Annotated in this window: 22 protein-coding genes and 2 pseudogenes; 17 read left to right on the top strand and 7 right to left on the bottom strand. The window is 70.0% G+C overall.

What is annotated here, in order from left to right; translation table 11 throughout:
- Window positions 1-555: 555 nt before the first annotated feature.
- A complete protein-coding gene (locus tag ACGF5T_RS35715; protein ID WP_366768378.1) occupies window positions 556-963 on the bottom strand; it encodes a hypothetical protein in 408 nt (135 codons plus the stop codon).
- Between the two features lie 793 nt (window positions 964-1,756).
- Between ACGF5T_RS35715 and ACGF5T_RS35710 the strand changes: the two genes are divergently transcribed.
- From ACGF5T_RS35710 to ACGF5T_RS35655, 12 genes are all read left to right on the top strand, one after another.
- A complete protein-coding gene (locus ACGF5T_RS35710) occupies window positions 1,757-2,983 on the top strand; it encodes an MFS transporter (protein ID WP_366768379.1) in 1,227 nt (408 codons plus the stop codon).
- Entirely contained in the window at window positions 2,980-4,803 is a 1,824-nt protein-coding gene (locus ACGF5T_RS35705; RefSeq protein WP_361017359.1) for an alpha/beta fold hydrolase, read from the top strand. Before ACGF5T_RS35710 ends, ACGF5T_RS35705 begins: the two co-directional genes overlap by 4 nt.
- A gap of 16 nt (window positions 4,804-4,819) precedes the next feature.
- Window positions 4,820-4,948: a hypothetical protein gene (locus ACGF5T_RS35700; RefSeq protein WP_256359348.1), complete on the top strand. Its 129-nt coding sequence runs from the start codon at window positions 4,820-4,822 to the stop codon at window positions 4,946-4,948.
- Window positions 4,949-5,041: 93 nt separating this feature from the next.
- Window positions 5,042-6,961: a RiPP maturation radical SAM C-methyltransferase gene (locus ACGF5T_RS35695; protein ID WP_366768380.1), complete on the top strand. Its 1,920-nt coding sequence runs from the start codon at window positions 5,042-5,044 to the stop codon at window positions 6,959-6,961.
- A gap of 29 nt (window positions 6,962-6,990) precedes the next feature.
- Complete coding sequence (locus ACGF5T_RS35690; RefSeq protein ID WP_366768381.1) at window positions 6,991-7,644, top strand: DUF5825 family protein; 654 nt, start codon at window positions 6,991-6,993, stop codon at window positions 7,642-7,644.
- Window positions 7,645-7,951: 307 nt separating this feature from the next.
- Window positions 7,952-8,614 carry an urease subunit gamma gene (locus ACGF5T_RS35685; RefSeq protein ID WP_366768382.1) on the top strand — a complete coding sequence of 221 codons (663 nt, stop codon included), beginning with the start codon at window positions 7,952-7,954 and terminating at the stop codon, window positions 8,612-8,614.
- Entirely contained in the window at window positions 8,598-10,436 is a 1,839-nt protein-coding gene (locus ACGF5T_RS35680; protein ID WP_366768383.1) for an urease subunit alpha, read from the top strand. The genes ACGF5T_RS35685 and ACGF5T_RS35680 overlap by 17 nt, the downstream gene beginning before the upstream one ends.
- 76 nt (window positions 10,437-10,512) lie before the next feature.
- Window positions 10,513-11,187, top strand: a complete 675-nt coding sequence (locus tag ACGF5T_RS35675; protein WP_366768384.1) for an urease accessory UreF family protein — start codon at window positions 10,513-10,515, stop codon at window positions 11,185-11,187.
- A gap of 28 nt (window positions 11,188-11,215) precedes the next feature.
- Window positions 11,216-11,914 (top strand): urease accessory protein UreG, encoded by a 699-nt coding sequence (gene ureG, locus ACGF5T_RS35670; RefSeq protein WP_366768385.1) that lies wholly within the window; start codon window positions 11,216-11,218, stop codon window positions 11,912-11,914.
- The gene (locus ACGF5T_RS35665) at window positions 11,911-12,849 is read left to right on the top strand and encodes an urease accessory protein UreD (RefSeq protein ID WP_366768386.1); all 939 of its coding nucleotides are present in this window, start codon (window positions 11,911-11,913) and stop codon (window positions 12,847-12,849) included. Before ureG ends, ACGF5T_RS35665 begins: the two co-directional genes overlap by 4 nt.
- 685 nt (window positions 12,850-13,534) lie before the next feature.
- Entirely contained in the window at window positions 13,535-13,813 is a 279-nt protein-coding gene (locus tag ACGF5T_RS35660) for a hypothetical protein (protein WP_392890323.1), read from the top strand.
- Between the two features lie 566 nt (window positions 13,814-14,379).
- Window positions 14,380-14,727: a hypothetical protein gene (locus ACGF5T_RS35655; RefSeq protein ID WP_356612824.1), complete on the top strand. Its 348-nt coding sequence runs from the start codon at window positions 14,380-14,382 to the stop codon at window positions 14,725-14,727.
- A 647-nt stretch (window positions 14,728-15,374) separates the two neighbouring features.
- Here the strand turns inward: ACGF5T_RS35655 and ACGF5T_RS35650 are convergent.
- Window positions 15,375-16,181 carry a hypothetical protein gene (locus ACGF5T_RS35650; protein ID WP_366768387.1) on the bottom strand — a complete coding sequence of 269 codons (807 nt, stop codon included), beginning with the start codon at window positions 16,179-16,181 and terminating at the stop codon, window positions 15,375-15,377.
- An 8-nt stretch (window positions 16,182-16,189) separates the two neighbouring features.
- Window positions 16,190-16,528 (bottom strand): hypothetical protein, encoded by a 339-nt coding sequence (locus ACGF5T_RS35645; protein ID WP_366768388.1) that lies wholly within the window; start codon window positions 16,526-16,528, stop codon window positions 16,190-16,192.
- A gap of 535 nt (window positions 16,529-17,063) precedes the next feature.
- Here ACGF5T_RS35645 and ACGF5T_RS35640 point away from each other — a divergent pair.
- Window positions 17,064-17,258, top strand: coding sequence for a hypothetical protein (locus ACGF5T_RS35640; RefSeq protein WP_366768389.1), 195 nt, complete (start codon window positions 17,064-17,066; stop codon window positions 17,256-17,258).
- 170 nt (window positions 17,259-17,428) lie between these two features.
- Here the strand turns inward: ACGF5T_RS35640 and ACGF5T_RS35635 are convergent, their stop codons facing one another.
- A complete protein-coding gene (locus ACGF5T_RS35635; protein WP_366768390.1) occupies window positions 17,429-18,259 on the bottom strand; it encodes an alpha/beta hydrolase in 831 nt (276 codons plus the stop codon).
- A gap of 267 nt (window positions 18,260-18,526) precedes the next feature.
- Between ACGF5T_RS35635 and ACGF5T_RS35630 the strand changes: the two genes are divergently transcribed.
- Window positions 18,527-19,516, top strand: coding sequence for an alpha/beta hydrolase (locus tag ACGF5T_RS35630; RefSeq protein ID WP_366768391.1), 990 nt, complete (start codon window positions 18,527-18,529; stop codon window positions 19,514-19,516).
- A gap of 159 nt (window positions 19,517-19,675) precedes the next feature.
- Here ACGF5T_RS35630 and ACGF5T_RS35625 read toward each other — a convergent pair whose 3' ends face one another.
- A complete protein-coding gene (locus ACGF5T_RS35625; RefSeq protein WP_356612832.1) occupies window positions 19,676-19,948 on the bottom strand; it encodes a DUF6355 family natural product biosynthesis protein in 273 nt (90 codons plus the stop codon).
- An 875-nt stretch (window positions 19,949-20,823) separates the two neighbouring features.
- Between ACGF5T_RS35625 and ACGF5T_RS35620 the strand changes: the two genes are divergently transcribed.
- Window positions 20,824-22,059: an IS110 family transposase gene (locus ACGF5T_RS35620; RefSeq protein ID WP_366768392.1), complete on the top strand. Its 1,236-nt coding sequence runs from the start codon at window positions 20,824-20,826 to the stop codon at window positions 22,057-22,059.
- Window positions 22,060-22,092: 33 nt separating this feature from the next.
- On the opposite strand, the pseudogene ACGF5T_RS35615 reads toward ACGF5T_RS35620, so the two are convergent.
- A pseudogene (locus tag ACGF5T_RS35615) lies at window positions 22,093-22,464 on the bottom strand (transposase family protein); the annotation flags it as partial.
- Window positions 22,465-22,499: 35 nt separating this feature from the next.
- Complete coding sequence (locus ACGF5T_RS35610; RefSeq protein ID WP_366768393.1) at window positions 22,500-22,913, bottom strand: hypothetical protein; 414 nt, start codon at window positions 22,911-22,913, stop codon at window positions 22,500-22,502.
- A 334-nt stretch (window positions 22,914-23,247) separates the two neighbouring features.
- Here ACGF5T_RS35610 and ACGF5T_RS35605 point away from each other — a divergent pair, with 334 nt between their 5' ends.
- Together ACGF5T_RS35605 and ACGF5T_RS35600 are read left to right on the top strand one after the other, a co-directional pair.
- On the top strand, window positions 23,248-24,018 hold the full coding sequence (locus ACGF5T_RS35605; protein WP_356612834.1) for a class I SAM-dependent methyltransferase: 771 nt from the start codon (window positions 23,248-23,250) through the stop codon (window positions 24,016-24,018).
- Window positions 24,019-24,237: 219 nt separating this feature from the next.
- A pseudogene (locus ACGF5T_RS35600) lies at window positions 24,238-24,412 on the top strand (IS5/IS1182 family transposase); the annotation flags it as partial.
- Between the last annotated feature and the right edge of the window lie 627 nt (window positions 24,413-25,039).

The following is a 25,039-nucleotide window of genomic DNA, read 5'->3' as shown; positions in this document are numbered from 1 at the left end:
CACCCTCAACACCACCTTCCACCACTACGCCGAATACCACACCCCCCTCCACATCCACATCACCCCCCACCCCACCACCACCCACACCACCCACCCCACCACCCACACCATCACCGGCACCCAAAACAACACCACCATCTTCACCACCACCCACACCACCACACCCACCACCTAACAACCCCAACCAACCACCACCAACACCCACCCCAGGCCAAGGCATACGACTCCCCGCCCGCGCGACACGAACAACACAAACACGGGACCGCACCGGTCAAGTCCCACAAGACGTCACGCACATCAAAAGCCTGGCCAAGCACCACAACGCCACCCAACGGGCCTTCACCCCGCCCCACCAGGCCGAACGCCTCGCAGTCCGAGCAGAGCACTCCTTGGCCCCCGCACACCATGGCTTTCAGGAACAGCAGCCTGATCGACCACAGGCAACTCAAGACCATCCGGTGCTCGGCATCACCATCGACAGCGACAGCGACCAAGTCGTCCTGCTGGCCGCACCGTGGGTCAGGTGAGTGCAGTCGCCGGCTCAATTGCGGAGGATCAATCGGTAGCGCCCGCCGAGCGCAGTGAACCTCCGAGATCGCCGACGAGCAGACGAGGGTGGCGACGCCACCACCACATGTCGATGGGGTCGAATCCGCTGATCCGGTGGAACTGTGACAACGAGATACCGTCGTCGAAGAGGGTGGCGGCCCGGAAACGGTCGTCGAGGGCCTTGATCCGTGGGGTCCACAAGACGATCACGTCCTCAGCGAGGATTGGCCACGCCTCATGCAGCCAATTCCGGCTGTAGAGATCGTTGGTGTATTCGTCCACCAGGTCGCTGTAACCGACCTCGACCCTACCCACGAGCCAAGCCCATTTGTCGACCATCTCCTGGACGGTGAATGCCCTGCGCCAGCCGCGTCGACGCAGGACCTCGCCGGCCGACTCGTTGTGGGGCTCCATGCGCCGGATCATGGCATACGACTGGGGCCGGCAGCCGCTCGGTGACGGCCGCGCGGTCCGGGCCGCGCGGTCCGGGCCGCGCGGTCCGGGCCGCGCGGTCCGGGCCGCCGTCTTGCCGAGGCTCCCAGTCGAGTGTCCAGCGGTCAGCCGCGCGGCTGAACCTGACACCCGCCGACGCCGTCGGCACGCAAATTGTTCGCATGTGCTCTCCACCAGCGCCGTCCGTTCCCCTGCGGGGCCAGCCGGCTCGCGCCAGGGTGAGGGGCGCCGGCTGTTGAGGCTCGTGCCGCAGCGAAGTGAGTCATCAGCGATGAGTGCCGCGCTCCGCAGGGGCGCGGCATTGCGCAGGCCACGGCGGCACCCGGCGGTGGTAACTGGCCATCCTCGGCGGGGAAATCACCGGCACCGGTCCGGCACCGGCCCCGGCCGACGTCCTCCCGGACCGCTTCGGCAAGCTCGGCGCTTGACCAAGAGCATGCCAACGAAACGCCTCACACGTCGCATGCGTCTCTCACACCTCACCCTCCCCGCGGACCGCCCCGGAACGCACCCCTCCCTTTGCTGCGAACCCGGAATCCCCACCCCCTCCGCGCCCCCTCCGCGCCCCCTCGCGCTTTCTAGCCAACCGACCCGCGACCTTGTAGCGCGTTCGAGGCGCTGGCTACGATCCCGCTCGTTTCGCTTTCGCCTTCCACACAACCTGCACGATTGCTTCATCGAACTGGGGGAGATCGTGGAGTCGTTCACGCAGGCGGGAGGGGCGGACCCCCGCGATGGATTACCCCGGCCCCGGTTGCTCCGGGGCCGCCGCGGCACTTCCGGTTCCGGGCGCGACCAGTCCGCCCGGGACTTCCGCCTGTTCTGGTGGGCCAACGCCGTTGACGCACTGGGCACCCAGGCATCCGGCGCCGTCCTTCCCCTGCTGCTCCTCGGTCTCGGGCACTCACCGCGGACCGCGGGGCTCGTCGCCGGGCTCTCGCTGGCCGCGGGCCTGCTGCTGGGGCCGCTCGCGGCCGTCCCCGCCGACCGCGGCGCGCGTAAGACGATCATGTTCTGGTCCGCCGTCGTCGCCGCGCTGGCCATGGGCTCCGTCGCCGTGACCCTGTTTGCCGGACACCTGACGCTTGCGCACCTCGTGGCCGCCGTCCTCGTCGAACGGTTCGCCACCGCCTGTCACGACGCCGCGTCGCGCGGCACGGTCGCCCTGGTCTGCCCGCCCGACGACCAGCCGCGCGCCGTGGCCCGGCTCGCCGCCGCCGACCAGGGCGCACTCATCCTCGGCCCGGCCCTCGGCGGAGCCGCGTACCAGCTCTTTCGCGCTCTGCCCTTCGCGGCCGACGCCCTCTCCTACGCCGTCGTCGCCGGCTGCGTACGGGCCATGCGTACAGATCTGAAGGCCGCGGCGGCTCCTTCGGGCGAGGGGCTGTGGCGTGCGGCCGCCGCCGGGCTGTACCTGGTGCGACGACGGCCGTTGCTGCGCCTCGTGCTGACGTGGATCGCGCTGGTCAACGGGGTGGCCGCGATGCTCTACTACTCCGCGGTCTTCGCGCTGGAACGTTCCGGCAGTGGTGCGCTTCCGCTCGGCCTCGTCCTCGCCGTCACCGGCGCCGCGGGGCTGGCCGGGTCCCTCGCCGCGCCCAAGGCCGCCGCCCGCCTCGGCGCCGCCCGCACCCTCACCACGGTCACCTGGCTCCTCGCCCCGCTCACCGCGGCCCTCGCCCTCGCCGACGGGCCCTGGGCGTACGGCGTGCTGCTCGGCGCGATCGGCCTCCTCGTGCCGTTGCCCGCCGTCGTCCTCCAGGCCCGGGCCCTGCTGACGACCGAGCCCGAACTGCAAGCCCGCGTCGGCGCCGTCATCGCCACCGCCTCCGGCGCCACCGCCGCCCTCGCCCCGGTCCTGGCCGGTCTCTTCGCCGGCGGGCTGGACTCCGCGGCGCCCGCGCTGGGTTGCGCCGCCCTCCTCGTCCTGCTCGCCGCGCACACCACCCGGCGCGCCGCCCACGCGGAGGCCGCCGCATGAGCCGCTTCCAGGTGTACCGCGCCGCGCTGCCCGAGGTGTGCGCCACCGACCCGCACCGCATGGTCTTCACGGCCGACGCGGAGGGCCGCTGCGAGGTCTTCACCTGGGACGCCGCCGCCCGCCGCGCCCGCCGCGTCACCGACCGCCCCGGCGGCACCCTGCACGGCGCGATCGACGCCGACACATACGTGTGGTGGTTCGCCGAGGACGCGCGGGGCGTCGGCCACTGGCAATTCCAGCCGTTCGACGGCCCGTACACCGGCGGCCCCGGCCGGCCCGGTCTGACCGGCGTCCCCGACGGCACCGCCCGCGGCCTCGCCGTCACCGCCGACGCCACCGTCGCCCTCGGCATCGGACTGGGCGACCACACCACCGTCAGGCTCGGAACACGCGGCGGCCCCGGACGCGAGGTCACACGTGTGGACGGCCCCGCCGCGCTCGCCGGACTCGCCCCGCACGGCGACCTGCTCGCCCTCACCCGCACCGCCGACGCGCCCCGCGCCGTCACCCTCCTCACCCCCGACGGCACCGAGGTCGCGGCCCTCCCCGGTGACGGCCCACACGGCAGACTGTGGGCCCTCGGCTTCGGCCCCTCGACCGACGACCACCCCACCCTGCTGCTCGTCCGCGAGCGCGGGGACCGCTACACCCTCGCCACCTGGACCGCCGCCACCGGCACCGTCACCCACGACTGGTGCGCACTGGACACCCAGTTCACCGCCCGCTGGTACCCGGACGGCGGCGCCGTGCTGATCCGGCAGGACCGGCACGGCCGCTCCCTGCTCCGCCGCGCCGACCTCGCCCGCCGCACCCTGGACCCCGTACCGACTCCGCCCGGCACCCTCCTCGACGCGGCCCCGCGCCCCGGCGGCGACCTGCACACCCTCTGGACGGACAGCACCCACCCGCCCCGCATGAGGTCCACGGCCGGGACACCGCTGCCCCCGCTCGGCACCGTCGACGGCCGCGTGCCCGGCACCCTGCGCGACATACACACACCGGGACCGGACGGCCCGGTACACACGTTGCTCAGCCTTCCCGAGTCCACACCCGGGCCGCACCCCGCCGTGTTCCTCGTCCACGGCGGCCCCGCCGACCACGACCGCGACGCCTACGACGGCACCGTGCACTCCCTGGTGGCCTCCGGGTTCGCCGTGGCCCGCGTCAACTACCGCGGCTCCACCGGATACGGACCGGGCTGGCAGCGCGCCTTCCGCGATGGCGTCGGCCACACCCAGGTCACCGACCTCGCCGCCGTCCGCGCCGACCTCGTGGCGCGCGGACTCATCCGGCCGGACGCCACCGGACTCTGGGGCACCTCCTGGGGCGGTTACCTCGTCCTGCTCGCCCTCGGCACCCACCCCGGGCTCTGGCAGGCGGGCGTCGCCGTCAAACCCGTGGCCGACTACGCCGCCGCACACGCCTCCGCCACACCCGCCCTCCGCGCGCTGGACGAGCGGCTGTTCGGCGGTACACCCGCACAGGTGCCGGACGCGTACGCGCACAGCTCGCCGATCCGCTACGCCGCCCGCGTCCGCGATCCGCTCCTGGTCGTCGCCGCCACGCACGACACCAAGTGCCCGCCCGCACAGATCCGTTCCTACCTCGCGGCCCTCGACACGGCCGGTGCCCCGCACGCGTCCCTGTGGCTCACATCCGGGCACGACGGCTACGACGGCGGCGACCACGTGACCGTCCTGCGCCGCGCGGTGCGCTTCCTCGACCGCACGCTCCGGCGCACCACCGCCCGCACCACCCCACCCCCCAGACGCCCCTCTCCGGCCGGAGAGGGGTCAGCGCACCACGCAGTCGAACACTAGAGAGAAGGAGAGACCCATGCAGAAGGACGTCATCCACAACGACCCGCTGGCCGAGGACGAGACGAACCGCAAGCCGAGCGTCGGCATCACGGTCACCGTCCCGTTCCGCAACGCAGAGGACGGCGACGACACCGTCGAGGACTGATCCTCACCGGTCGGCCCCGGGGCGCCCCGGGGCCGACCGGCCCGCACCGTCGCCCGCCCCCCGCACCCGCACCACGTCAGGAGAGAAGCGCCCATGCGCGTACTGCTGGTCAACATGCCCTGGTCGCCCATCGACCTGCCCTCCCTCGCCCTCGGCATCCTCAAACGGAGTGTGGACGAGCGCGTGCCCGGTGCCAGTGCCGAGGTGCTGCACGCCAACCTCATGTTCACCGACTGGATCACCGAGCGCACCGAGTTCACCGGCGACGACTACGAGTACTACGCCCTCTCCTCCTACTTCATGGGCTGCGGCGACTGGGTCTTCTCCTCCGCCCTGTACGACGACCCGGCCTGGCGCGAGGACGAGTTCGTGGCGACGATGAGCGGCAAGCTCAAGTCCGCGCGGATGAAGATGACCCGCGAACTGCACCGCATCGCACCGGAGTTCGTCGAGACGATCGCCCGGCAGATCGTGGCGAGCGAGCCGGATGTCGTCGGGTTCACCTCCACTTTCCAGCAGAACACCGCCGCGCTCGCCGCCGCCCGCCGCGTCAAGCAGCTCGCCCCGCACATCGTGACCGTCATGGGCGGCGCCAACTGCGACGGCGAACAGGGCGCCACCGTGCACCGCAACTTCCCCTTCGTCGACCACGTCGTACGCGGCGAGGGCGAGGCCGCCTTCCCCGAACTCCTCGGCGCGCTCGCGGAGGACGGCCCGCTCGACTCCATTCCCGGCCTGTGCCACCGCGACGCGGACGGCTCGAGTGTCGCCAACCCGATGGCCACCCGCCCGCTGCCGCCCGCCGCGATCCTGCCGCCCGACTACAGCGGCTACTTCGAACGGCTCGCCGCGTCCGTCGCCCGCAACTGGGTCGAGCCGAAACTCGTCGTCGAGGGGGCGCGGGGCTGCTGGTGGGGCGAGAAACACCACTGCACCTTCTGCGGGCTCAACGGCTCCTTCATGGAGTTCCGCTCCAAGAGCCCCGACACCTTCTACGAGGAGATCATGGAGCTGGCCCGTCGCCACCGGGTCCTCGACATGTATGTCGTCGACAACATCCTCGACATGCGCTACCTCACCACCGTGCTGCCCCGCATCATCGAGAGCGGCTACGACCTGCGCCTGCACATCGAGATCAAGGCCAACATGAGGCGCAGCCAGCTGCGCACCCTCGCCGACGCCGGACTCATCTACGTACAACCCGGCATCGAGAGCCTCAACAGCCGCGTGCTGGACCTGATGGACAAGGGTGTGAGCGGCTGCCAGAACGTGCGGATGCTGCGTGACGGCGCCGAGACCGGCCTCTCCGTCGCCTGGAACTACCTGCACGGATTTCCCGGCGAGAGCGCCGAGGACTACGACCCGGTCATCGCCCAGATACCGGCCCTGGAACACCTGGACCCACCGGTCGACCTGTCCGCGCGCATCGCCATCGAGCGTTTCAGCCCCTACTTCGAACGCCCCGAACTGGGCTTCACCGGGCTGCGCCCCGAAGCGCACTACCGCTTCACCTACGACTTGCCCGAGGAAGAGCTGTACGGCATGGCGTACGTCTTCGAGGCGCCCGCCCGCGGCATCGGCGAGCCCACCGTCAGCGCCCTCAACAACGCCCTCGCCGACTGGAAGAAGCACCACACCGACGCCCGGCTCACCCACGACGACCACGGCGACCGCATCGTCCTGGTCAGCCGTCGCCGCGCCTTCGACTGGCGGGTGAAGGAGCTGACCGACCCCTTCGAACTCGCCCTCTTCCGCCTCCTCGACCAGCCGCACAGCGTGCAGGCCCTCACCCGCAAGGCCGCGGCACGCGTCCCCGGAGCGGCCCGCGACGAGGACGGGGTCCGGCGGCTCCTCGACACCTGGCTCGCCCTCGGCATCGTCTTCGCCGACGCGGGACAGTACGTCCACACCGCCCCGGCCGCCGTCAACGAGGACCTGCTGCGCCTGGACTTCATGCGGCACATCCACACCGAGGACGCCCCCGACGGTGCCGCCGTCCCCGAGCCGGCCTGACCCCTCCCGCCCCGCTTCGAAGGAGCACGATGACCGCCACCCTCACCGCGCCGACGGTCCTCGCCTGGCGCGACTACGACCCCGCCGCGTGCGAGCTGCCCGGCATGTTCCTGGGCGAGGTGCCCCTGCCCGGCCCGGCGCGCGGCCAGGCCGCACGCCTGTGGGAGCTGGGCGCGCGCCGTGTGCGGCTGCCCGCCCCTGTCGACCTCTCCACCGGCGCGGACTCGGCAGCCGCCGTGTACGGGCTCTCCCTGGTCCGGGACCTGACCGCGCGGGCGGTCATGGTCGAGTGGGAACTGCGCCTCGACTCGGGGGAGGGGGAGACCTGGCGACGGCTCAGCCACCTCCAGCCGCCCGCCGCGCTGCACGGCCCCGCCGGCGCCGGGGAGTCGCTGCGCTCATGGCGGCGCGGTCACTACCTGTGCAAGTGCCTGTGGCGCAAAGGCCCCGGCTTCCTGCAGATCCGCGACCGCCGCTGGGGAGAGCTGCGCCGCTTCACCGCCGACGAACCCGAGTACGACACCGCGGTCCGCCTGCTGGACTACGGCGCCCTCGCCGACACCGTCGACCAGGCCGCCCTGGCCGACTTCCGCTCCGAGCACCTCGTCCTGGACGTCGGCCCGTACGCGTGGTGGCTGCCCTACCGTGTCAGCCGGTGGCTCCAGCAGTCGATCGCCATCTGAAGGAGCAGGCTCGATCGTGGCCGAGGAGGAAGCGCTGGCCGGCGGCGTGGCCGCCATCGAGACGCGGTGGGCGTGTCCGCGTCGGGCCTCCTCGGACAGGTCGGTCGTACACGGGGCAGGGCGTTGCGCCCCGTATGCACCCTGTGCCCCCGGTTCACTCCATCAGGGCTGACCTGTGCGTTTCCGGGCCCATGGGTTCTCTCCTCCCCGAGGATCGGTCTGCGGCAGGTGCGGCGGGCGGCATCTTCCTTGCGCTTCGTGGTGCTTGCCGTGTGGGTGCAGCGACGAACAGGAGAGGGGGATCGGCGTGCATCTGACTCCGCACGAGCAGGAGCGCCTGTTGGTCCACGTAGCGGCCGACGTCGCCCAGCGGCGGCGTGAGCGCGGTCTGCTGTTGAACTATCCCGAGGTCATGGCGCTGTTGACGGCACACGTCTACGAGGAGGCGCGGGCCGGGGCGACGGTCGATTCGGTGATGGAGTCCGGCCGCCATGTGCTGCGGCGCGGCGAGGTCATGGACGGCGTGCCGGAGATGGTCGACAACGTCCAGGTCGAGGCGACGTTCCCGGACGGGACGAAGCTGGTGACCATCAGCGATCCGTTCGATGAGGCGTCTGTCGAGGTGGGCGTGCATCCGGGCAAGCAAGAGTTGCTGCCGGACGAGGACGAGCACCGGGTGGCTTTCAACGAGGGTGCGACGGCGGTGCCGCTGGTGGTGCGCAATCCCAAGGACCGTCCGGTCCAGGTGGGGTCCCACTTCCACTTCGCCGAGGCCAACGAGGGGCTCAAGTTCCGCCGCGAGGCGGCCCACGGAATGCGGCTGAACATCCCGTCCGGTACCTCCGAGCGGTTCGAGCCCGGCGACAAGCGCACCGTGATGCTGGTGCCGATCGCCGGCGAGCGGATCGTCCACGGGCTCCAGGCCGACAAGAGCGAAGAGGAGAAGCACCTCGATGCCGGACAGGACTGAGAAGGACAAGCCCTGGGACCCGTTGCTGCGTTCCCGCTACGCCGACCTGTACGGGCCGACCGCCGGCGACCGGGTCCGGCTCGCCGACACCAATCTCGTGCTGCGCATCGACGCCGACTGGTGCGGTGGCCCGGGCCGCAGCGGCGACGAGATGGTCTTCGGCGGCGGCAAGGTGATCCGTGAGTCGATGGGCCAGTCGCACATCCCCCGCGACGACCCCCGTGAGCCGGTGGACACCGTGATCACCGGTGCGCTGATTCTGGACCACTGGGGAGTGGTCAAGGCCGACGTCGGACTGCGCGACGGTCGCATCCGTGCCATCGGCAAGGCGTACAACCCGGAAACCATGACGCCGCCCGACAACGACGACCCGCGCGCGTCGGCCTTCGTCGTGGGCCCGGAGACGGAAGTGATCTCCGGCAAAGGCCGCATCCTGACCGCGGGCGGCGTCGACACCCACGTGCACTTTCTGTGCCCGGAGCAGATCCACGAGGCGGTCGCGTCGGGTGTGACGACGCTGATCGGCGGAGGTACCGGCCCGGCCGAGGGCAGCACGGCCACCACGGTGACGCCCGGCAAGTGGCACATCCAGCGGACCTTCGAGGCGCTGGACGCCTTTCCGGTGAACATCGGTCTGCTCGCCAAGGGCAGCACCGTCTCGAAGAAGGCGCTGCACGACCAGGTCGCGGCCGGTGCCCTCGGCTTCAAGATCCACGAGGACTGGGGTGCCACTCCCGCGGTGATCGACGCCGCGCTGAGCGTGTGCGAGGAGACCGGTGTCCAGGTCGCGCTGCACGCCGACTCGCTGAACGAGGCCGGCTTCGTCCAGAGCACCTACGCCGCGACCAAGAAGGACCGCCGGGCCAAGAAGGCGAAGTACCGCAGCCTGCACATCTTCCACATCGAGGGCGCCGGCGGCGGCCACGCCCCCGACATGATCAGCCTTGCCGGCAAGCCCAACGTGCTGCCCGCGTCGACGAACCCGACCCGGCCCTTCACGGTCAACACCGTCAAGGAGCACGTCGACATGATGATCGTGTGCCATCACCTCAATCCGGAGGTCGAAGCGGACATGGCGTTCGCCGACTCCCGGATCCGGCCCTCCACCATGGCTGCCGAGGACCTGCTGCACGACATGGGCGCCATCTCGATGATGTCCTCGGACGCTCAGGCCATGGGCCGCATCGGTGAGATGATCATGCGGACCTGGCAGACGGCGCACGTCATGAAGTCCCGCTACGGCCACCTGCGGGAGGACGACGCGCACGCGGACAACTTCCGTGCCCGTCGTTACGTCGCCAAGTACACGATCAACCCGGCCATCACCCACGGCATCGACCACGAGGTCGGCTCCGTCGAGACGGGCAAACTCGCCGACCTGGTGCTGTGGGAACCGAAGTTCTTCGGCGTCAAGCCGCACATGGTCATCAAGGGTGGCCAGATCTCCTACGCCCAGATCGGCGACGCCAACGCCTCCATCCCCACCCCGCAGCCCTACCTCCCACGGCCCGTGTGGGGCTTCGAGGGCCGCGCTCCGGCGGCGAATTCCCTCAACTTCGTGGCCGAGGCCGCCTTGGACGGTGAACTCGCCGAGATCGGGCTACTCAAGCCCCTGCACGCGATCCGCTCCACCCGTGAGATCACCAAGGCCGACATGGTCCACAACAACGGTGTCCCGAAGATCGACATTGACCCCGACACTTTCGACGTCACCATTGGCGGGGCCACCACCTCCGACGTCCGCACCACGGTCGACGGGCAGGAAGTGGGACGAAATTACGCCACCGAGCTGCCTTTGGCGCAGCGGTACTTCCTGTTCTGACCCTCGCGGCCGGGTCGTGGCGCGCCCGCGCGCGGTCGGCTCGGCTTCTCCTTGCGAAAGGTTGTCCCGTCATCCCATGAGCCGTTCTGCTCTGCTCGTCCTGGCCGACGGCCGTTTCCCCGCCGGCGGGCACGCCCACTCCGGCGGGATGGAGGCCGCCGTCGCGTCCGGCCGGGTTCACGACACCGCGAGCCTGGAGTCGTTCTGCCGGGGGCGGCTGCACACCGCCGGACTGGTCGCGGCCGGTCTCGCCGCGGCCGCCGCAGATGGCTACGACGCCCTCGCCCTGGACGAAGCCGCCGACATCCGCACCCCCGTACCGGCGCTGCGCCGTACCGCACGCCGTCTGGGTCGGCAGCTGATGCGCGCCGCCCGGGCCACCTGGCCCAGCGCCGACCTCGACCACCTCGCCCGACACCGGCCCCAGGGCGCCCACCAGCCGGTCGTGCTCGGCGTCACCGCCCGCGCCGCCGGGCTCACCCCGCTCGACGCCGCCCTGGCCGCCGTCTACGAGAGCGTCGGCGGTCCCGCGACCGCGGCCGTGCGGCTGCTGAGCCTGGACCCGTTCGACGCGACCGGCGTCCTGGCGCGGCTCGCCGCCGAACTCGACACCGTCGCCGACGCCGCGGCCGACGCGGCGGTGCGGGCTGCGGCGCAGGGGGTCGCCGCCCTGCCCGCCGCGTCGGCTCCCCTGCTGGACATCACCGGTGAGCAGCACGCCGCCTGGACCGTTCGGCTCTTCGCTTCCTGACCAGCCCTGACCGTTTCCTGGAGCACCTGTGCATCTCGACCACCCCGTGACCATGCCGCACCGCCACACCCACAGCGCCGAACCGCTGCTCGCCGACGGCAGCCGCCGCGCGCTGCGCATCGGCCTCGGCGGTCCTGTCGGCTCCGGCAAGACCGCGACCGTGGCCGCCCTGTGCCGCGCCCTGCGCGACCGGCTCTCCATTGCCGTGGTCACCAACGACATCTACACCCAGGAAGACGCCGCCTTCTTGCGCCGCGAGGCCGTACTGCCCCCGGAGCGGATCACCGCCGTGGAGACCGGAGCCTGCCCGCACACCGCGATCCGCGACGACATCTCCGCCAACCTCGAAGCCGTCGAGCACCTCGAACAGACCCTGCACCCGCTCGACCTGATCCTCATCGAGTCCGGCGGGGACAATCTGACCGCGACCTTCTCCCGTGGACTTGTCGACACCCAGGTCTTCGTCATCGACGTGGCCAGCGGTGACGACATCCCCCGCAAGGGCGGCCCCGGCATCACCACCGCCGACCTCCTCGTCGTCAACAAGACCGACCTGGCCCCCTACGTCGGCGTCGACCTGGACACCATGAGGGCCGACACTCGCAAGCAGCGCAAGGGCCTCCCCTACGCCTTCACCAGCCTCACCGCACCTGACGGCGTCCAACCGGTCGCCGACTGGGTCACCGGCTGCCTCACCTCCTGGCAAGCCAACGGATCCACCCGGTGAGCCACACCACCGCGCAGACGCCGGCCATGATCCCGACGCCGGCCGGCGGAACTCTCAATGCCGACAGTGGGCCACGCGGCCGGCGCTCTGCCGAACCCGCCCCGACACACCCGTCCGGCGTCGTCGCCGCCGCCCGGATCCAGGCCACCCACAACGGCCGCACCACCGTGGTCCCGCTGCTGCACAGCGACGGCCCCTTCCACCTGCGCCGGCTACGGGCCCGCGGAGAACAGGCGCGTGTCTGCGTACTCGGCGCGATGAGCGCACCGCTCGGCGGAGACCGGCTCGCCCTGGACATCGCCGTCGAAACAGGCGCCCGGCTGGAGGTGACCAGCTCAGCTGCCACCATCGCCCTGCGCGGCCCCACCATCGCCCCGGCCACCTACGACGCGAGGGTCAGGGTGGGCGATCACGCAATCCTGCACTGGCTCCCCGAGCCCTTGATCAGTACCCGGGGCAGCACCCTGCACCAGACGTTCACCGTCGACCTCGCTGCGACCGCCCACCTGCTCATGCGAGAAGAACAGCTCCTGGGCCGCTCCGGCGAGGCGCCGGGCCACCTCACCACCCGTCTGACCGTCCACCGCGGGGGACGGCCACTTCTCGACCAGTACACCGCCTACGGCGACCCGGCACCGGCATGGGACGGCCCCGCCGTCCTCGGAACCCACCGCGCCACCGGACAGCTCCTCCTGGTCGACCCCACCCTGCGCACTCCCCGGGGACCACACGTCATCGGCAACGACCAAGCCGAGGGACACGCGGTACTGACTCCCCTGGCCGATCCCCAGGCCCTCATCGCCACCGCCGTAGCCCCGACCCCGGCCCAACTGCGCCATCTGCTGGACACCGCCCTCGCCTACGCCTACGAGCCGCCGATACCGGAAACCGAAGGCGAGCTGGCCCGCATAAAGCCAACATCGCCACAAAAATGAGCGAAACAATCGACAATGGGACGAAATGCCACCACGCCCACTCGCGGCAGCGATGCCGAGCCTCTGTCGCCCCAGGACCGCCGTCGGACACGCGGGACCCTCTCCCGTCGGTTGGCAGACATCAGTCCTCCATCTGACGGTCTCGGGTGAGGCGGTGGTGCAGCTTGAGGTGATCTGCCGAGTAGCGCGCCCGTGCGCCTCCGCAGGCTCTCTCCCGGCCAAGGCGCGATGCGGTCACGGTCGACTGCACGGCCGATGCGACAGGGCAGGCGTGCGCAGGCCGTGGGGACGGTAGCGACTGCCCGAACGGGGAAACCGAGGAGCTCGTCGACGGTGTCCGGAGCGAGGAGTGCCAGCATCACGGGGAACTGGAGGAGACCGAACGGGGTCGGCGTGCAGCCGCGGAGGAGAGGGTGACGCGACCGACGGGGGATCCACAAGAGGCCGGACACGGAACCGCCGCGGAGGCCCGAAGCGGTCGCCGCACGCGTGCGGCCATCGCGTCGGTGTCAGCCTGCGGTTGCTCCGCTGCACCAGGCTCGGGAGCAGCACTCGTTTCGATTCTCCTCGAATGCAGGAGGGCGGCTTGAGTCTCCCTTCTAGTCTCCGAAGTGCGAAGGCCAACCTGATGCGGGCTGGTCAACCGACGACATTGGAGAGTGCTGTGAGGGCGAAGAAGTTACTGGTGACCAGCGTCGTGCTGGTCGGAACCGCCGTGGCGGGGGCCGTTGCTGTCTCGGTGCCGGCGCACGCCGCTGTCGCCTCGGCATCCGCGCATGGCGCGCGGGCCGAAGTCCTGGACGGGGGCCCTCCCGGATGGGGTTACGTGCAGACCTTCACCAGCCCGTGGATCTGTCAGGGCACCGGGGACGAGGGTATCGCCGAGGGCAGGTGGACGGACTTCGTGTGCGTGTGGCGAAGCGGCGGCCCGGGCCACCAGGTGTGGGACCTGTATGTCCCGTAGGCCGGTTGGGGCAGTGCGCTGATCTGTGCCGCCGTGCAGGGCTGGTCCTATGTGGCAACGGCGTTGCCACGGATGGACCCGCAGAACTGGTGGTTCACCTGCGGTGCGCAGTCCGTGATCGCAAGGCGCGTGATGATGGGCATCCGCCGCTACGTCGGTCGTCCATCGACCGTCTCGTCCTGCCGTCCGCGGAAGCGGGAGCAGGTGTTCCGCCAGACCGGGCAGGTACTGCCGGACAGGCTCATGACGGCCGTCGGCCACCGACCTCATCTGCCGTCTCCTGCGTTGGCGCCATGAGGGCTGATGGCGCCACCTCGCGCACCGGGACCGCGCCGGCAGGAGGCGGTGGCCGGGCAACCTCTCCGGGACTGCAACTCTCCGTTCACGGGGTTCGTTGACAGGAAAGGTCGCCGGGCGTTGACTGGCGGGACGGTGGAGGCCGGCCAGACGGGCCACGGGTGTCAAGGGCCCGCTCGTTTCGGGTCAGGCCCTGCGGGGCGGCTTGTTCCGGGTGAGGGTCCTGGTGGCACCCGGCCGACGCGACGCGACAGGGATGTGGCCCACGAATGATGTATGACCAGGCACGTGCCCAGCAGCCTCCGGGCAAGGGTGTCGGATCGACCGCACGCCCGGCCCGGGGGCCGGAGCCGCTGCTGCCCGCCGATGAGCGGGAAAGGGTTTCCCAGCGCCTGCGGCAGGCACTCCTCGACTTCGCCGACACTCCGCGTGAGGCGCTGGAGGCGGCCGAGAGTGCCTTCGACGAGGCCACTGCGGAACTCGCGAAGGCGCTCGCCGAACGGCGACGCGTCCTGCGTGCGCAGTGGCAGGATCAGGACTCCGAGGAGCAGGCGGAGGAGTTCCGGCACGCGCTGCGGCAGTACCGGGAGATCACGGAGCGCATGCTGCGGCTGTAGCCGGGGAGCGGCGGCATCGGCTGCCGTAGGAGGCGGCAGCCGAGCCGAGTGCGTTTGCGGCACGGCACACCTGGTGTCCGCCGGGGCGGACGTCTTCTTCAGGCCGCGGTTCTGTATCGGCCTGACCGGAGGGAGTGTGGTGGTCGGCCCTTGACGGGGCCGGCCGACAGCGCTGGCTTCGGCCGAGGTGTCGGTGCAGCGGTTGGCATTGGCTCCCGGTCGGCGTGTTCGGACTCTTACGACTGAGAGTGACGATCTGCATGTCTCAACCGCTTACGAAGCAGGCGGACGGGCAGGGACCGGACCACACTCTGCGTCGGCACCTGGCCTGGAGCGGTCCCCCGCCTCCGACCGCCCGGGGACGGGCCGAAACCGACGCACTGCTGCCCGCCCTGCACCGCTCTCCGATCTCGAGTCCTAGCTGAGACACCAGGGCGCACGTAGCGGGGCAGTAGCTCTCAGACTTACGCGTCCGTTTTGGCTTCCTTGGCCTCGACGAGTGCCCGGCCGAGGGAGGTGACAGCAGAGGACACGTCTGCTCTTATCGATCTTGACGTGGGGCTTACTCGTGATCTCCACCGCGAACGTCCATACCGACAAGTCGGCATCCACGCGGATTACCTCTGTGGTTCCCCGGCCTACAACTGTCACCCGGGGGTGTCCTTGCTCTGCTCGTGCTTCCTGCGCCGGTTCCAGTCCTGCTGGGCCACCTCGGCGACCAGCCGGGTGCGCCACTCCTGCAGACGCTTCATCTCGTAGTCACCGAGGTTCTCGTCGATGCCGTAGATCGTCCCCCGCTCGGCTTCGATCTCTTCCTCCAGGAGGTCCAGGGCCTCCTGGAGGTCGCCGTTCAGCTCCAGCGCCGTGACCAGGGCCGTGCGCATGGACCGCGTCTCGGCCCTCCGCTGCCAGCCGAAGGCCTGGGACTCGGCATACAGGACGCGCAACAGGCGTACCCCCTCGGCCGCTTCGCCGTTCTCGGCGAGGAATTGGGCCAGGCTCGCCCGCCAGCGGTGGGTGTCGGCGTGGTCGGGGCCCAGCACCCTGGCGGAGTCGTCCGCTCCCGCCCGCGCCTCGGCGACGGCGCCGTCCAGATCACCGACCCTGCGGCGGCGCCAGGCGAGTGCCCATCGGCACCGCAGGGTGCCGGGGTCGTCGGCCCCGAACTCCGCGGTCCGTTCGGCCGCTTCCGCCTCGGCCAGCCGCAGGATCTCGGGGTGCCGCCCTTCGTGGAGGAGCCAGTTGAAGACCCTCGAGCGGGCGACGAGGGTGTCGGGGTGCCAGCGGCCCAACTCCCGGGTGAGGTACGCGACGTCCTCGTGCACGCCCGGCCAGGCCCGGGCCTCCGGCCGCTCCCAGTGCCGGAAACGGCGCCTGACCCGCCAGGTGCGTACGGTGCGCCGCGGCCTGCGCTGCTCCTCGGACGTACCCCGGTCGCTTTGGCTCTCGCTCATCTCCGTCATCAGAACCCGCCTCCTCTGTCCACCCACGACTCCTCGTCCTTGGCCCGCTCGTACCCGCTGCGCCTGGTCCAGCTGCGGTCCAGCAGGTCACGCTCCTCCGTGCTGAGGGCCCGCTCGGCGGGGTGTGCCGGGAAACGGCGGCAGTACGCCGCGAACCGGTCACGCGGCCTCGGCCAGCAGCGTCCCACAAGCCAGACCAGTGGCACCGCCATCAATGCCCACAGCACCAGACAGCACCACGCGCCGCCCACGATCGGCCCGACGCCGCCGGTCCAGTACTCCTGCCGCAGGAAGACCAACTGGACGGAGATCCAGAGGGTGAACAGAAGCAGGGTCACGTAGGCAGCGCCTTGAGTCCCTCGTGCGCAGCGACCAACGCGGCGCCTCGAAATCCTCGGCCCGCAGGAAGGCGGCACGCTGCCGCTTATAGCCGGAGTCCCAGTACAGCCGGCTCAGCGGAAACGGTTCGCCCTGCCGTCGCAGTGTGACCAGCAGAGCGGCCGGCACGGGATGCCCGGGTGCCGCGGCAGACTTCTCTGCCCTGTCGGTGACCTCCATCATTCCGTCGTTGCGGATCCTGATCAGGCCGACGAGTAGCAGTTCGGCGGCTGCGACCTTGTCCACGTGGGATGGCCTGCGGGCCCTGGCCACGGCGTGGTAGGGGTCGATATCCACCGTGTCCAGCCCCGCTGCCACCGACCGATCCGCCCGCTCCCGAACCCACCACAGCACTCCGAGCACGGGAAACGCCGCGCACGCCGACGCCGGCGCGACCAGGAACACGTCCATCTGGCTCAAGACCGCACCCTCCCCTTCTCCGGAAGCCCGTCGGTTTCCTTCCCTTCTCTGAGGGCGCACATCCACGGAGAACGGTTGCGGACACGAAAGACCTCCGCCCTCATGCCGCCCAAAGCGCAGAAGTCAAATGCCAAGCGCTGCAGGGCGGCGGGCGCCGTCACCGAGGTGGAGGTCTTACCGGGACGTTCGCATCTATTGCCGGCGCAGGAGGGCTGGCAGGAAGTCGCCGACCGCGCGCTCGCCTGGGCCCTCGCCCTCGCCAACGCCTGAGCCGGGGACGGGGCGCGCCGGGGCCCGGCCGTGCCCCGCGTTCCTCGCTCCTCGTTCCTCGTTCCTCACCAGCGCGCCATCGGCAGCGGCTTGCGGCGGTGCCGCCACGCGTACGCCGCGGCCCGCCGAAAGCTCCGGAACGAAGAAGCCGACCGGGAGCGCGTCCCGCTCTACTCCTTGACGAACGCGAGGAGGTCGGGGTTCAGGACCTCGGGGTGCGTGGTCAGCATTCCGTGCGGGTAACCGTCGTAGCTCTTCAACCTGCCGTTGCGCAGCAGCTTCACCGACAGCGGTGCCGAGTCGTCGTACGGGACGATCTGGTCGTCGGTGCCGTGCGTCACCAGGACGGGTACGTCGATCTGCTTCAGGTCCTCGGTGAAGTCCGTCTCCGAGAATGCCTTGATGCAGAGGTAGTGAGCGTTGGCCGCGCCGCGCATGCCCTGCCGCCACCAGTTGTCGATCACGCCCTGTGACACCTCGGCGCCGGGGCGGTTGAAGCCGTAGAACGGTCCGGCCGGCACGTCGATGTAGAACTGGGCGCGGTTGGCCGCGAGCGAGGCCCGGAAACCGTCGAAGACCTCGATGGGGAGGCCACCGGGGTTGGCCTCGGACTTGACCATGATGGGCGGCACTGCGCTGACGAGCACGGCCTTCGCCACCCTGCCCGGCTTGGCCCGTGCCACGTACCGGGCGACTTCGCCACCTCCGGTGGAGTGGCCGATGTGGACGGCGTCGTGCAGGTCGAGCGCGTCGGTCATCGCCGCTACGTCGGCCGCGTAAGTGTCCATCTCGTGGCCGGACGCGCTCTGACTGGAACGCCCGTGGCCGCGCCGGTCGTGCGCGATGACGCGGTAGCCGTGCCCCAGGAAGTAGAGCATCTGGTTGTCCCAGTCGTCGCCGCTCAGGGGCCAGCCGTGATGGAAGACGATCGGCTGGGCGTCGCGTGGTCCCCAATCCTTGTAGAAGAGGTCGGTGCCGTCCTGTGTAGTGACCGTTCCCACGGCGTTCCTCCGCTCAGATCTGTCGATGCGGTGCGGTGCCCGTGTGGCGATGTCCACGCGGTGAGGCGGCCGCCGGAACCGGCGTGGCGCTGTTGACGCGCGATCGGTCGCGGCCCCAGGAATCCAATTTACTGGTATGTCCCACTTTCTTCACTTCGTTCGATTGGGTGACCAGAGGAGTCACTCGCCTGGACCTTCCCGGCTGTGCGCGTGGCCGGGCCGGGCGCAATGTCGACGGCGAGCAACCCCCTCCACACGGAAGTGAACATGAAGCGAATAGTGCAGCACCCCCGCGCTGGGCGCGCCCTCCCCCTCGCGCTGGCCGTTCCCGCGGCCGTCCTCCTCGCGGCCATGCCGACCGCGGCCTCCGAGAGCGGCGGTCGGACCGGGTCCCACGCGAGCACCAAGCCGACGGTCGTGCTCGTGCACGGAGCCTGGGCGGACGCCTCCGGCTGGGACGAGATCTCCGAGAGCTTGCAGTCCCAGGGCTATCCGGTCGTCGCCACGGCCAATCCTCTGCGAAGTCTGTCGGGCGACGCCGCCTACCTCTCGGCCCGGCTCCGGTCGATCAAGGGGCCCATCGTCCTGGTGGGCCACTCCTACGGCGGCGCCGTGATCACCAACGCCGCAGCCGGGAACCCGAACATCACCTCGCTCGTCTACGTCGCGGGCTTCGCGCCGGACAAGGGTGAGACCACGCTGGAACTGGCGGCCAAATACCCCGGCAGCCGCCTCACGGACGACCCCGAGGCTCCCGTGCCCACCGCCCTGGACGCAGTCGCCCTCGGCGACGGGCCGACGGACGTGGACCTGTACATCAAGCCCGACAAGTTCAGCGACGTGTTCCTGAGCGAGCGGCTCGACCCGAGCGAGGCCGACGTCCTGGCGGCAGCCCAGCGCCCTGCGGCGGTCGTCACCGGATCGGAGCCGACCGAGGCGGTGGCCTGGAAGTCGATCCCCTCCTGGTACCTGGTGCCCACGGACGACCGCACCATCGGCACCGAGAACCTGCGCTTCATGGCCGAGCGCGCCGACTCCACCACCGTCGAGGTCGACGCGCCGCACGCAGTCATGGAGACCAACCCCGGTGACGTCACCCGGCTGATCCTGCGGGCGGCCGAAGGCACCCGACCCAGCCTCGCCAGCACCGGCACCTCCGCTCCGGCAATCTCCGCCATGGCGGGAGTCGCGGTGCTCGCCCTAGCGGGCGGCACGACCCTCGTCCTGCGCGCACGACGCCTCGCCCGCGCGGCCTGAGACCTTCCTCGGTGGCGTCGCCCCGACCCTGATCTTCGTTCAGGGCATGTGGACGCCGCTGTCGGCGCCGAGTGCTCGGGCGCCCTCCGCAGCCGAGCCACGTCACCGACACTCGCGCGGGCCGCGGTGCGGACGGCCCGATCAACCCGCGGCCACGGCTCAGTGGGCCGTGTGGCCCGTGCGTGACCCGAGAGCGCAGCCCGCTCCCCCGATGTAGTACGCGTTGAGATAGTTGGGACCGGCGCCGGGCAGTTGCGTGGCGCCGGGGCCGACGCAGAGGTGGTAGTCGTTCGTGCTGCCACCGCCCCTGACGTCGACGTGGACCAGCACCGTCGTCTCTCCACAGTGGCGGTAGCCGGCGAACTGGGACTCGCGGACGTTGTACCGGAAGAATCCGCACGGGGCGAGGGAGCCGGCAGCTGCCTGACGCACTTCTGGACCGCGCACGGACTCGGCGTGGGCCGGCCCCGGAAGCGCCACCGCGGCAAGCGCGGTGAGGACGCCGGACGCTGCCGCAAGAACGGCACGGCGAGGACGGAGGGAGAGCTTCACGAACACTCCTTGAGGTGAGCCATGACGATGGACGACCAGCTGATCGGCTCTGTCTGACACCACGACACCTCTAGCGCGTCGCACTGGTGCAGTGATCGTAACTTCACGCGGCGACTCCGTTACCGCGTGTCACCACATCGAGTGACGAAGAGGCATCAAGCGGAAAGACCGGAGCGGCGCCGCATCCGCCCGCGGTCAGCAGCGCCCAGCGGGCGGTTCCGCAACCGCCCCGCGCCCGACCGTCCGGCATCAGACACTCGAAGGCACCACGCCGACAGGCGCCAACCCAGCCCGTCACGTCGCCTCCGCGCACCACTAGGGTCCGTCTTCAAGCGGATCTTAGGTGTCGGCGTCGATGACGACCTGGTGGGCCTTGGAGTAACGGTAGTTCTAATAGGTCATCGGTGAACCCGGGCGCGTGAGTGCAAGGGCCACCGGGCGAGGTCGAAGCTGGCCCTGTCTTGCTCACGCCCTGCCGGGCGGAGACCTTCGGTAGTTCCGGGGCCCTGACCTCTCGTCAAAGACCGGTCCCGCCCGGCAGAGGCTCGAATGTCACCAGCTTTCATGTCCTCAGCCCGCCGGCAGGGGCCGACCTCTCATCAGTTCGCGAGCCCATGAGCTCTCCAGCAGACCGAGGTCCCTGCCGGTCGCTGGAGACACGAACGGCTCATGAGATGGCGTGCCCAGAGCACTTCTATTAGAGCGCCGCGTGCTCCGCACAGGACCGAACTGCAGGTTGATACGGAGGCACAGTGTTGAGCAAGATCTTCTGCGGAATTGACTGGGCGGAGGGCCACCACGACATAGCCCTGGTCGACCAGGACGGATCTCAGGTCGCCAAGCTAAGGATCAGCGACGACAGCGCCGGCTTCCACGCACTGATCGAACTCTTGACCAGGCACGGTGACTCCGCAGAGGATCCGATCCCCGTTGCTATCGAGACGCCACGCGGCCTTCTCGTCGCCGGCCTGCGGGCAACCGGCCGTCAGGTCTACGCAATCAACCCGCTGGCCGCGGCCCGCTACCGTGATCGCGCCAGCGTCTCCCGAGCCAAGTCCGACGCAGCGGACGCCCGTGTTCTGGCAAACATCCTTCGGACGGACCGGCACGCCCACCGACCCCTGCCCGACGACAGCGAGGCCGGGCAGGCCGTCGCCGTCCTGGCCCGCGCTCACCAGGACGCTATCTGGGACCGGCAACAAATGATGAACCGGCTCCGATCACACCTGCGCGAGTATTATCCAGCGGCCCTCATCGCCTTTCACGGCCCCGGCAAACCCGGACTCGATTCGCCACGTGCTCGCGTGATTCTCACCGCTGCACCCACGCCGGCCGACGCTGCCAAGCTCTCCCGCAGCCAACTGCGTGCGTTGCTCAAGCGCGGCGAGCGTCCACGCTGCGGAATCGAGGCTGAGGTCGAGCGGCTTCGGGCGATTTTCCGCGCGGACTACCTGCGGCAGCTGCCGCAGGTCGAGCAGGCTTTGGGACACCAGGCAGTAGCGCTCGTCCGCCAGGTCGATGCCTCATGCAACAGCGCCGCTCAGCTCGCGGCGGCGACGGAGGAGGCATTCCTTGCGCACCCAGATGCCGAAATCATCACCAGCTTCCCTGGGTTGTCTGTACTTTCCGGAGCGCGAGTTCTCGCCGAGCTCGGAGATGACCGCGAACGCTTCGCAGATGCCCGCTCCATGAAGGCGTACGCGGGAGCGGCCCCTGTCACGCGGGCCTCCGGGCGCAGCCACGTCGTCGTGGCACGGACCGTCAAGAACCAGCGGCTGGCCTCAGCCGGGCACATGTGGGCTTTCGCAGCCCTTCGCACGCCGGCTCCACGCGTTCACTACGACCGACGGCGCGCTGGTGGAGAGCGCCATACGGCAGCTCTCAGAAACCTATTCAACAAACTGCTCGGCTGCCTCTACCACTGCCTACAACACCGCACGCCATTCGACCCCGATCGTGCCTTCGCGGCACCCCTGGAGCTCGCCGCCTGACCGCCTACTTGACCTGCCAGCGACATGAGATGTCTTGGACTGTGCGGCAATCGTGCGGTCGCGGGTGGGTACCAGGGTGCCGTCCACAATCAGCACGGTGTCCTTGGCAAACCGCTTGCGCGGATGGAGCGTGAGCTTCGGGCCGAGGTGGTCGATGATCCGGTTGGCGGCCGACTTCGAGACGCCGAACAGCGGGGCCAGCTGGCGAAGCGTTAGGTTCGTCCGCCAATACGCCGTGACCAGCAGCACCCGGTCCTCCAAGGGCAGGCCCCAGGGCCGCCCTCGCCGCGGCTCGTCAGCGACCTCGTGACGCACCACCGTCATCAACTTCCCGAAGCAGCGAGGGCTCAACCCGGTGAACGGACCTATCCAGGACGGCTCCGACGCCGTGATCACACCAGCCACGCCCAACATCATCGCAGTCCAGGCAGCACGATCGCTCAGATGCGGAAGTTCAGCTGCCGTGCAAGCAGGCGGCGCAGACGAGCAGATGATCCTCCAAGAGTCCCGAGCCGCTTCACCTCGTCAGGCTCAAGCTCTGGGCGACCCGCGAGAGCAAGCACAGCCGCGTAGGGTCTATCGCCCTCCTCGAGCTTCGCTGCAACGCTATCGAGCACGGCTCCGAGAACAATGTGGTTCGCAGCGGGATGCTCCGCCAGGAGGCGAAGGAGCCGGTTGTCGTTCCAGACACTGTCGCGGACCTTGCTCAACTCTATGAGAGCAGCGGGCGGGGTGTAGGGGTTGACGGCCAGCGCCTGCCAGACGAAGGGGTAGGGGCACTGAACGAGGCGTTGTAGGACCGTGCCGTCCTTCTCGGCACCCGCCAGGGCGAGGTAGTCGGCAGGCGTGGGCACGAGGATGACCTTTCAAGGGTGGGCAGAGCCGTCATCTTGCCAGTGCGGCCGGCCCTCAGCAGACACCGGAACCACCCAACCTCCGCTCGCCTCAACCGCAGTTACGGGACAACCTTTAAAGACCTACCGGTTCACACCGAGTTGCAAACGCACGCCCCAGTGCACCCCGTACCCCCCGCACACGCCCTGCTCAGGCCAGCTGCCGCCGCGTACGCAGACATCACCCGCCTCACCACGTAGGACACGGTCTGAGGCACGTTTTACTAGTGAAGAGGCAGTGTTCCGACCTTGCTCTACTCAGTGGGGCGAGCCCGCCTGGCTCTAGGCTGCGACGATGGAACGCGCAACCGACATACCCGAGAGCTTCCCTGATGCTGCGGAACCGGCCCGCGTGAACGACTACGACAGATTCGCCGAAGCGTACGCGGCGGAGAACGAGAACAACCTCGTCAACGCGTACTACGAACGGCCCGCGATGTTAGCCCTCGCCGGAGACGTGGCTGGCCACCGAGTTTTGGACGCCGGCTGCGGCTCGGGCCCACTGACCGCCGCACTGCGCGACCGCGGCGCGGTCGCCACCGGGATCGACGCCAGCGCCGGGATGCTCGCACTGGCCAGGCACAGGCTAGGTGATGACGTAGCCCTGCACGTGGCCGACCTGGGCGAGCGCCTACCGTTCAAGGACGGCGCGTTCGACGACGTGGTCGCGTCGCTGGTCCTGCACTACCTGGAGAACTGGGGGCTGGCGCTGGCCGAGTTTCGGCGAGTACTCAGGCCCGGTGGTCGGCTGATCGTGTCCGTGGATCACCCGGTCACGGCGTACACGTTCCGGGACCCTCGGCCCGACTACTTCGCGACCACGAGCTACACCTTCGACTGGATGCTCGGTGGACAGTCCACCCCGATGCGACTCTGGCGAAAACCGTTGCACGCAATGGTCGACGCTTTCACGACTGCGGGCTTTGGCCTGTCCGTCATCAGCGAGCCGCAGCCTGACCCAGCCGCCCGGGTACTGTTCCCCGAAGGCTTCGACGACCTTTCGACCAAGCCCTGCTTCCTGTTCTTCGTCGTCGAGGCGCTGCCGTCGGTCACTGGCCCGGAGTAGCGAGTCGAGGCTACGGGAGACGTCGAGGTCGCCCAGGTGACATGACGCCAGGTGCCTGAGCAGCCCACCCACCTCACCTGGGCTCCTCCCTCGGCGGCAGGAGGGCAGGTCTATTGCGTCAGATGGTGCGCAAAGCCCGCCGTATCGCCGATGCTGGATCTACTAGGGAGCCTTCCTAGGCCATTGTCCAGGGGCGCCCGTCATCCGGCTGCGGAGACCTTGGGCTGCTCGGGGGTGACGGACTAACGCCGACTGCGGGACTGGACTGAGGCCAGGCGGCTGGCCCTGCTTGCACGCCGTCCTGCTGGCCGAACTCCGCCGCGCTGACCTGTTTGACTTGGACGACTGTTCCGTTGATGGATCGAACGTGCGGGCCCTGCGTGGCCGGCAGGTCATTGAGGGCGGCGTCGAGCCAGAGCCAGAGCCGTACGATCTCCGTACCAGAGCACGGCCCGCAGAGATCACGTCCCTGCTCGGAGCGGCCGACCAGGACCCGGAGAGTGCCGCATCCGGTGCAAGGGGCCGGGGAACGGGTGCGACGGCGGTAACAGGTGTCGCAGAGAGCCCTCACCGGCCAGGTGGCCTTCAGAGGCCGAGCCGTTCGTAGCCCCTGGCATGGCGGCGGGCGGCGGGGCGGTCGCCGGGGTGGGCGCGCTCGGGGTTGCGGAGCAGGACCAGGTCCAGCCGGTCACGCCCGAGCTGCTCGCGGTTGCGGCCGGTCTGCCAGCGCCAATAGTTCGGGGCATGGCTGTGCCCGGCAGGGGCCTGGTCGATGGTAAGGGCACCGGCGCTGACGGCTTCAACACCAGTGGCTGCTGTGAAGTAGCCGACCTTCGTGGAGACCTGCAGCGATGGGTGGGCGGCCAGGGCCGGGGGGCGAGCAGAGCCTGCGCATGAGTCCCGGGTGTCGCTTGTTGTCCGCGGACAACAAGACACAACCCGCGCGGCCGCAGGACAAACCAACCACCCGCAAGAGGGGTCGGGGGCCGGCCCACCGCGCGATCCCCGCCCCGGCCGCCGG

It is taken from the genome of Streptomyces sp. NPDC047853 (assembly GCF_043204535.1).
Taxonomy (GTDB): Bacteria; Actinomycetota; Actinomycetes; order Streptomycetales; family Streptomycetaceae; genus Streptomyces.
The sequence above is the reverse complement of the archived record's forward strand: the minus strand, read 5'-3'. Positions and strand labels throughout refer to the sequence as shown.

Excerpts from the sequence above, each read along its gene's own strand:
- ACGF5T_RS35705 (WP_361017359.1), top strand. The coding sequence starts at position 2,980 with ATGAGCCGCTTCCAGGTGTACCGCGCCGCGCTGCCCGAGGTGTGCGCC.
- ACGF5T_RS35650 (WP_366768387.1), bottom strand. The coding sequence starts at position 16,181 with ATGAGCGAGAGCCAAAGCGACCGGGGTACGTCCGAGGAGCAGCGCAGG.
- ACGF5T_RS35675 (WP_366768384.1), top strand. The coding sequence starts at position 10,513 with ATGAGCCGTTCTGCTCTGCTCGTCCTGGCCGACGGCCGTTTCCCCGCC.
- ACGF5T_RS35715 (WP_366768378.1), bottom strand. The coding sequence starts at position 963 with ATGGAGCCCCACAACGAGTCGGCCGGCGAGGTCCTGCGTCGACGCGGC.
- ACGF5T_RS35605 (WP_356612834.1), top strand. The coding sequence starts at position 23,248 with ATGGAACGCGCAACCGACATACCCGAGAGCTTCCCTGATGCTGCGGAA.
- ACGF5T_RS35690 (WP_366768381.1), top strand. The coding sequence starts at position 6,991 with ATGACCGCCACCCTCACCGCGCCGACGGTCCTCGCCTGGCGCGACTAC.
- ACGF5T_RS35700 (WP_256359348.1), top strand. The coding sequence starts at position 4,820 with ATGCAGAAGGACGTCATCCACAACGACCCGCTGGCCGAGGACGAGACG.
- ACGF5T_RS35655 (WP_356612824.1), top strand. The coding sequence starts at position 14,380 with ATGATGTATGACCAGGCACGTGCCCAGCAGCCTCCGGGCAAGGGTGTC.
- ACGF5T_RS35630 (WP_366768391.1), top strand. The coding sequence starts at position 18,527 with ATGAAGCGAATAGTGCAGCACCCCCGCGCTGGGCGCGCCCTCCCCCTC.
- ACGF5T_RS35695 (WP_366768380.1), top strand. The coding sequence starts at position 5,042 with ATGCGCGTACTGCTGGTCAACATGCCCTGGTCGCCCATCGACCTGCCC.
- ACGF5T_RS35680 (WP_366768383.1), top strand. The coding sequence starts at position 8,598 with ATGCCGGACAGGACTGAGAAGGACAAGCCCTGGGACCCGTTGCTGCGT.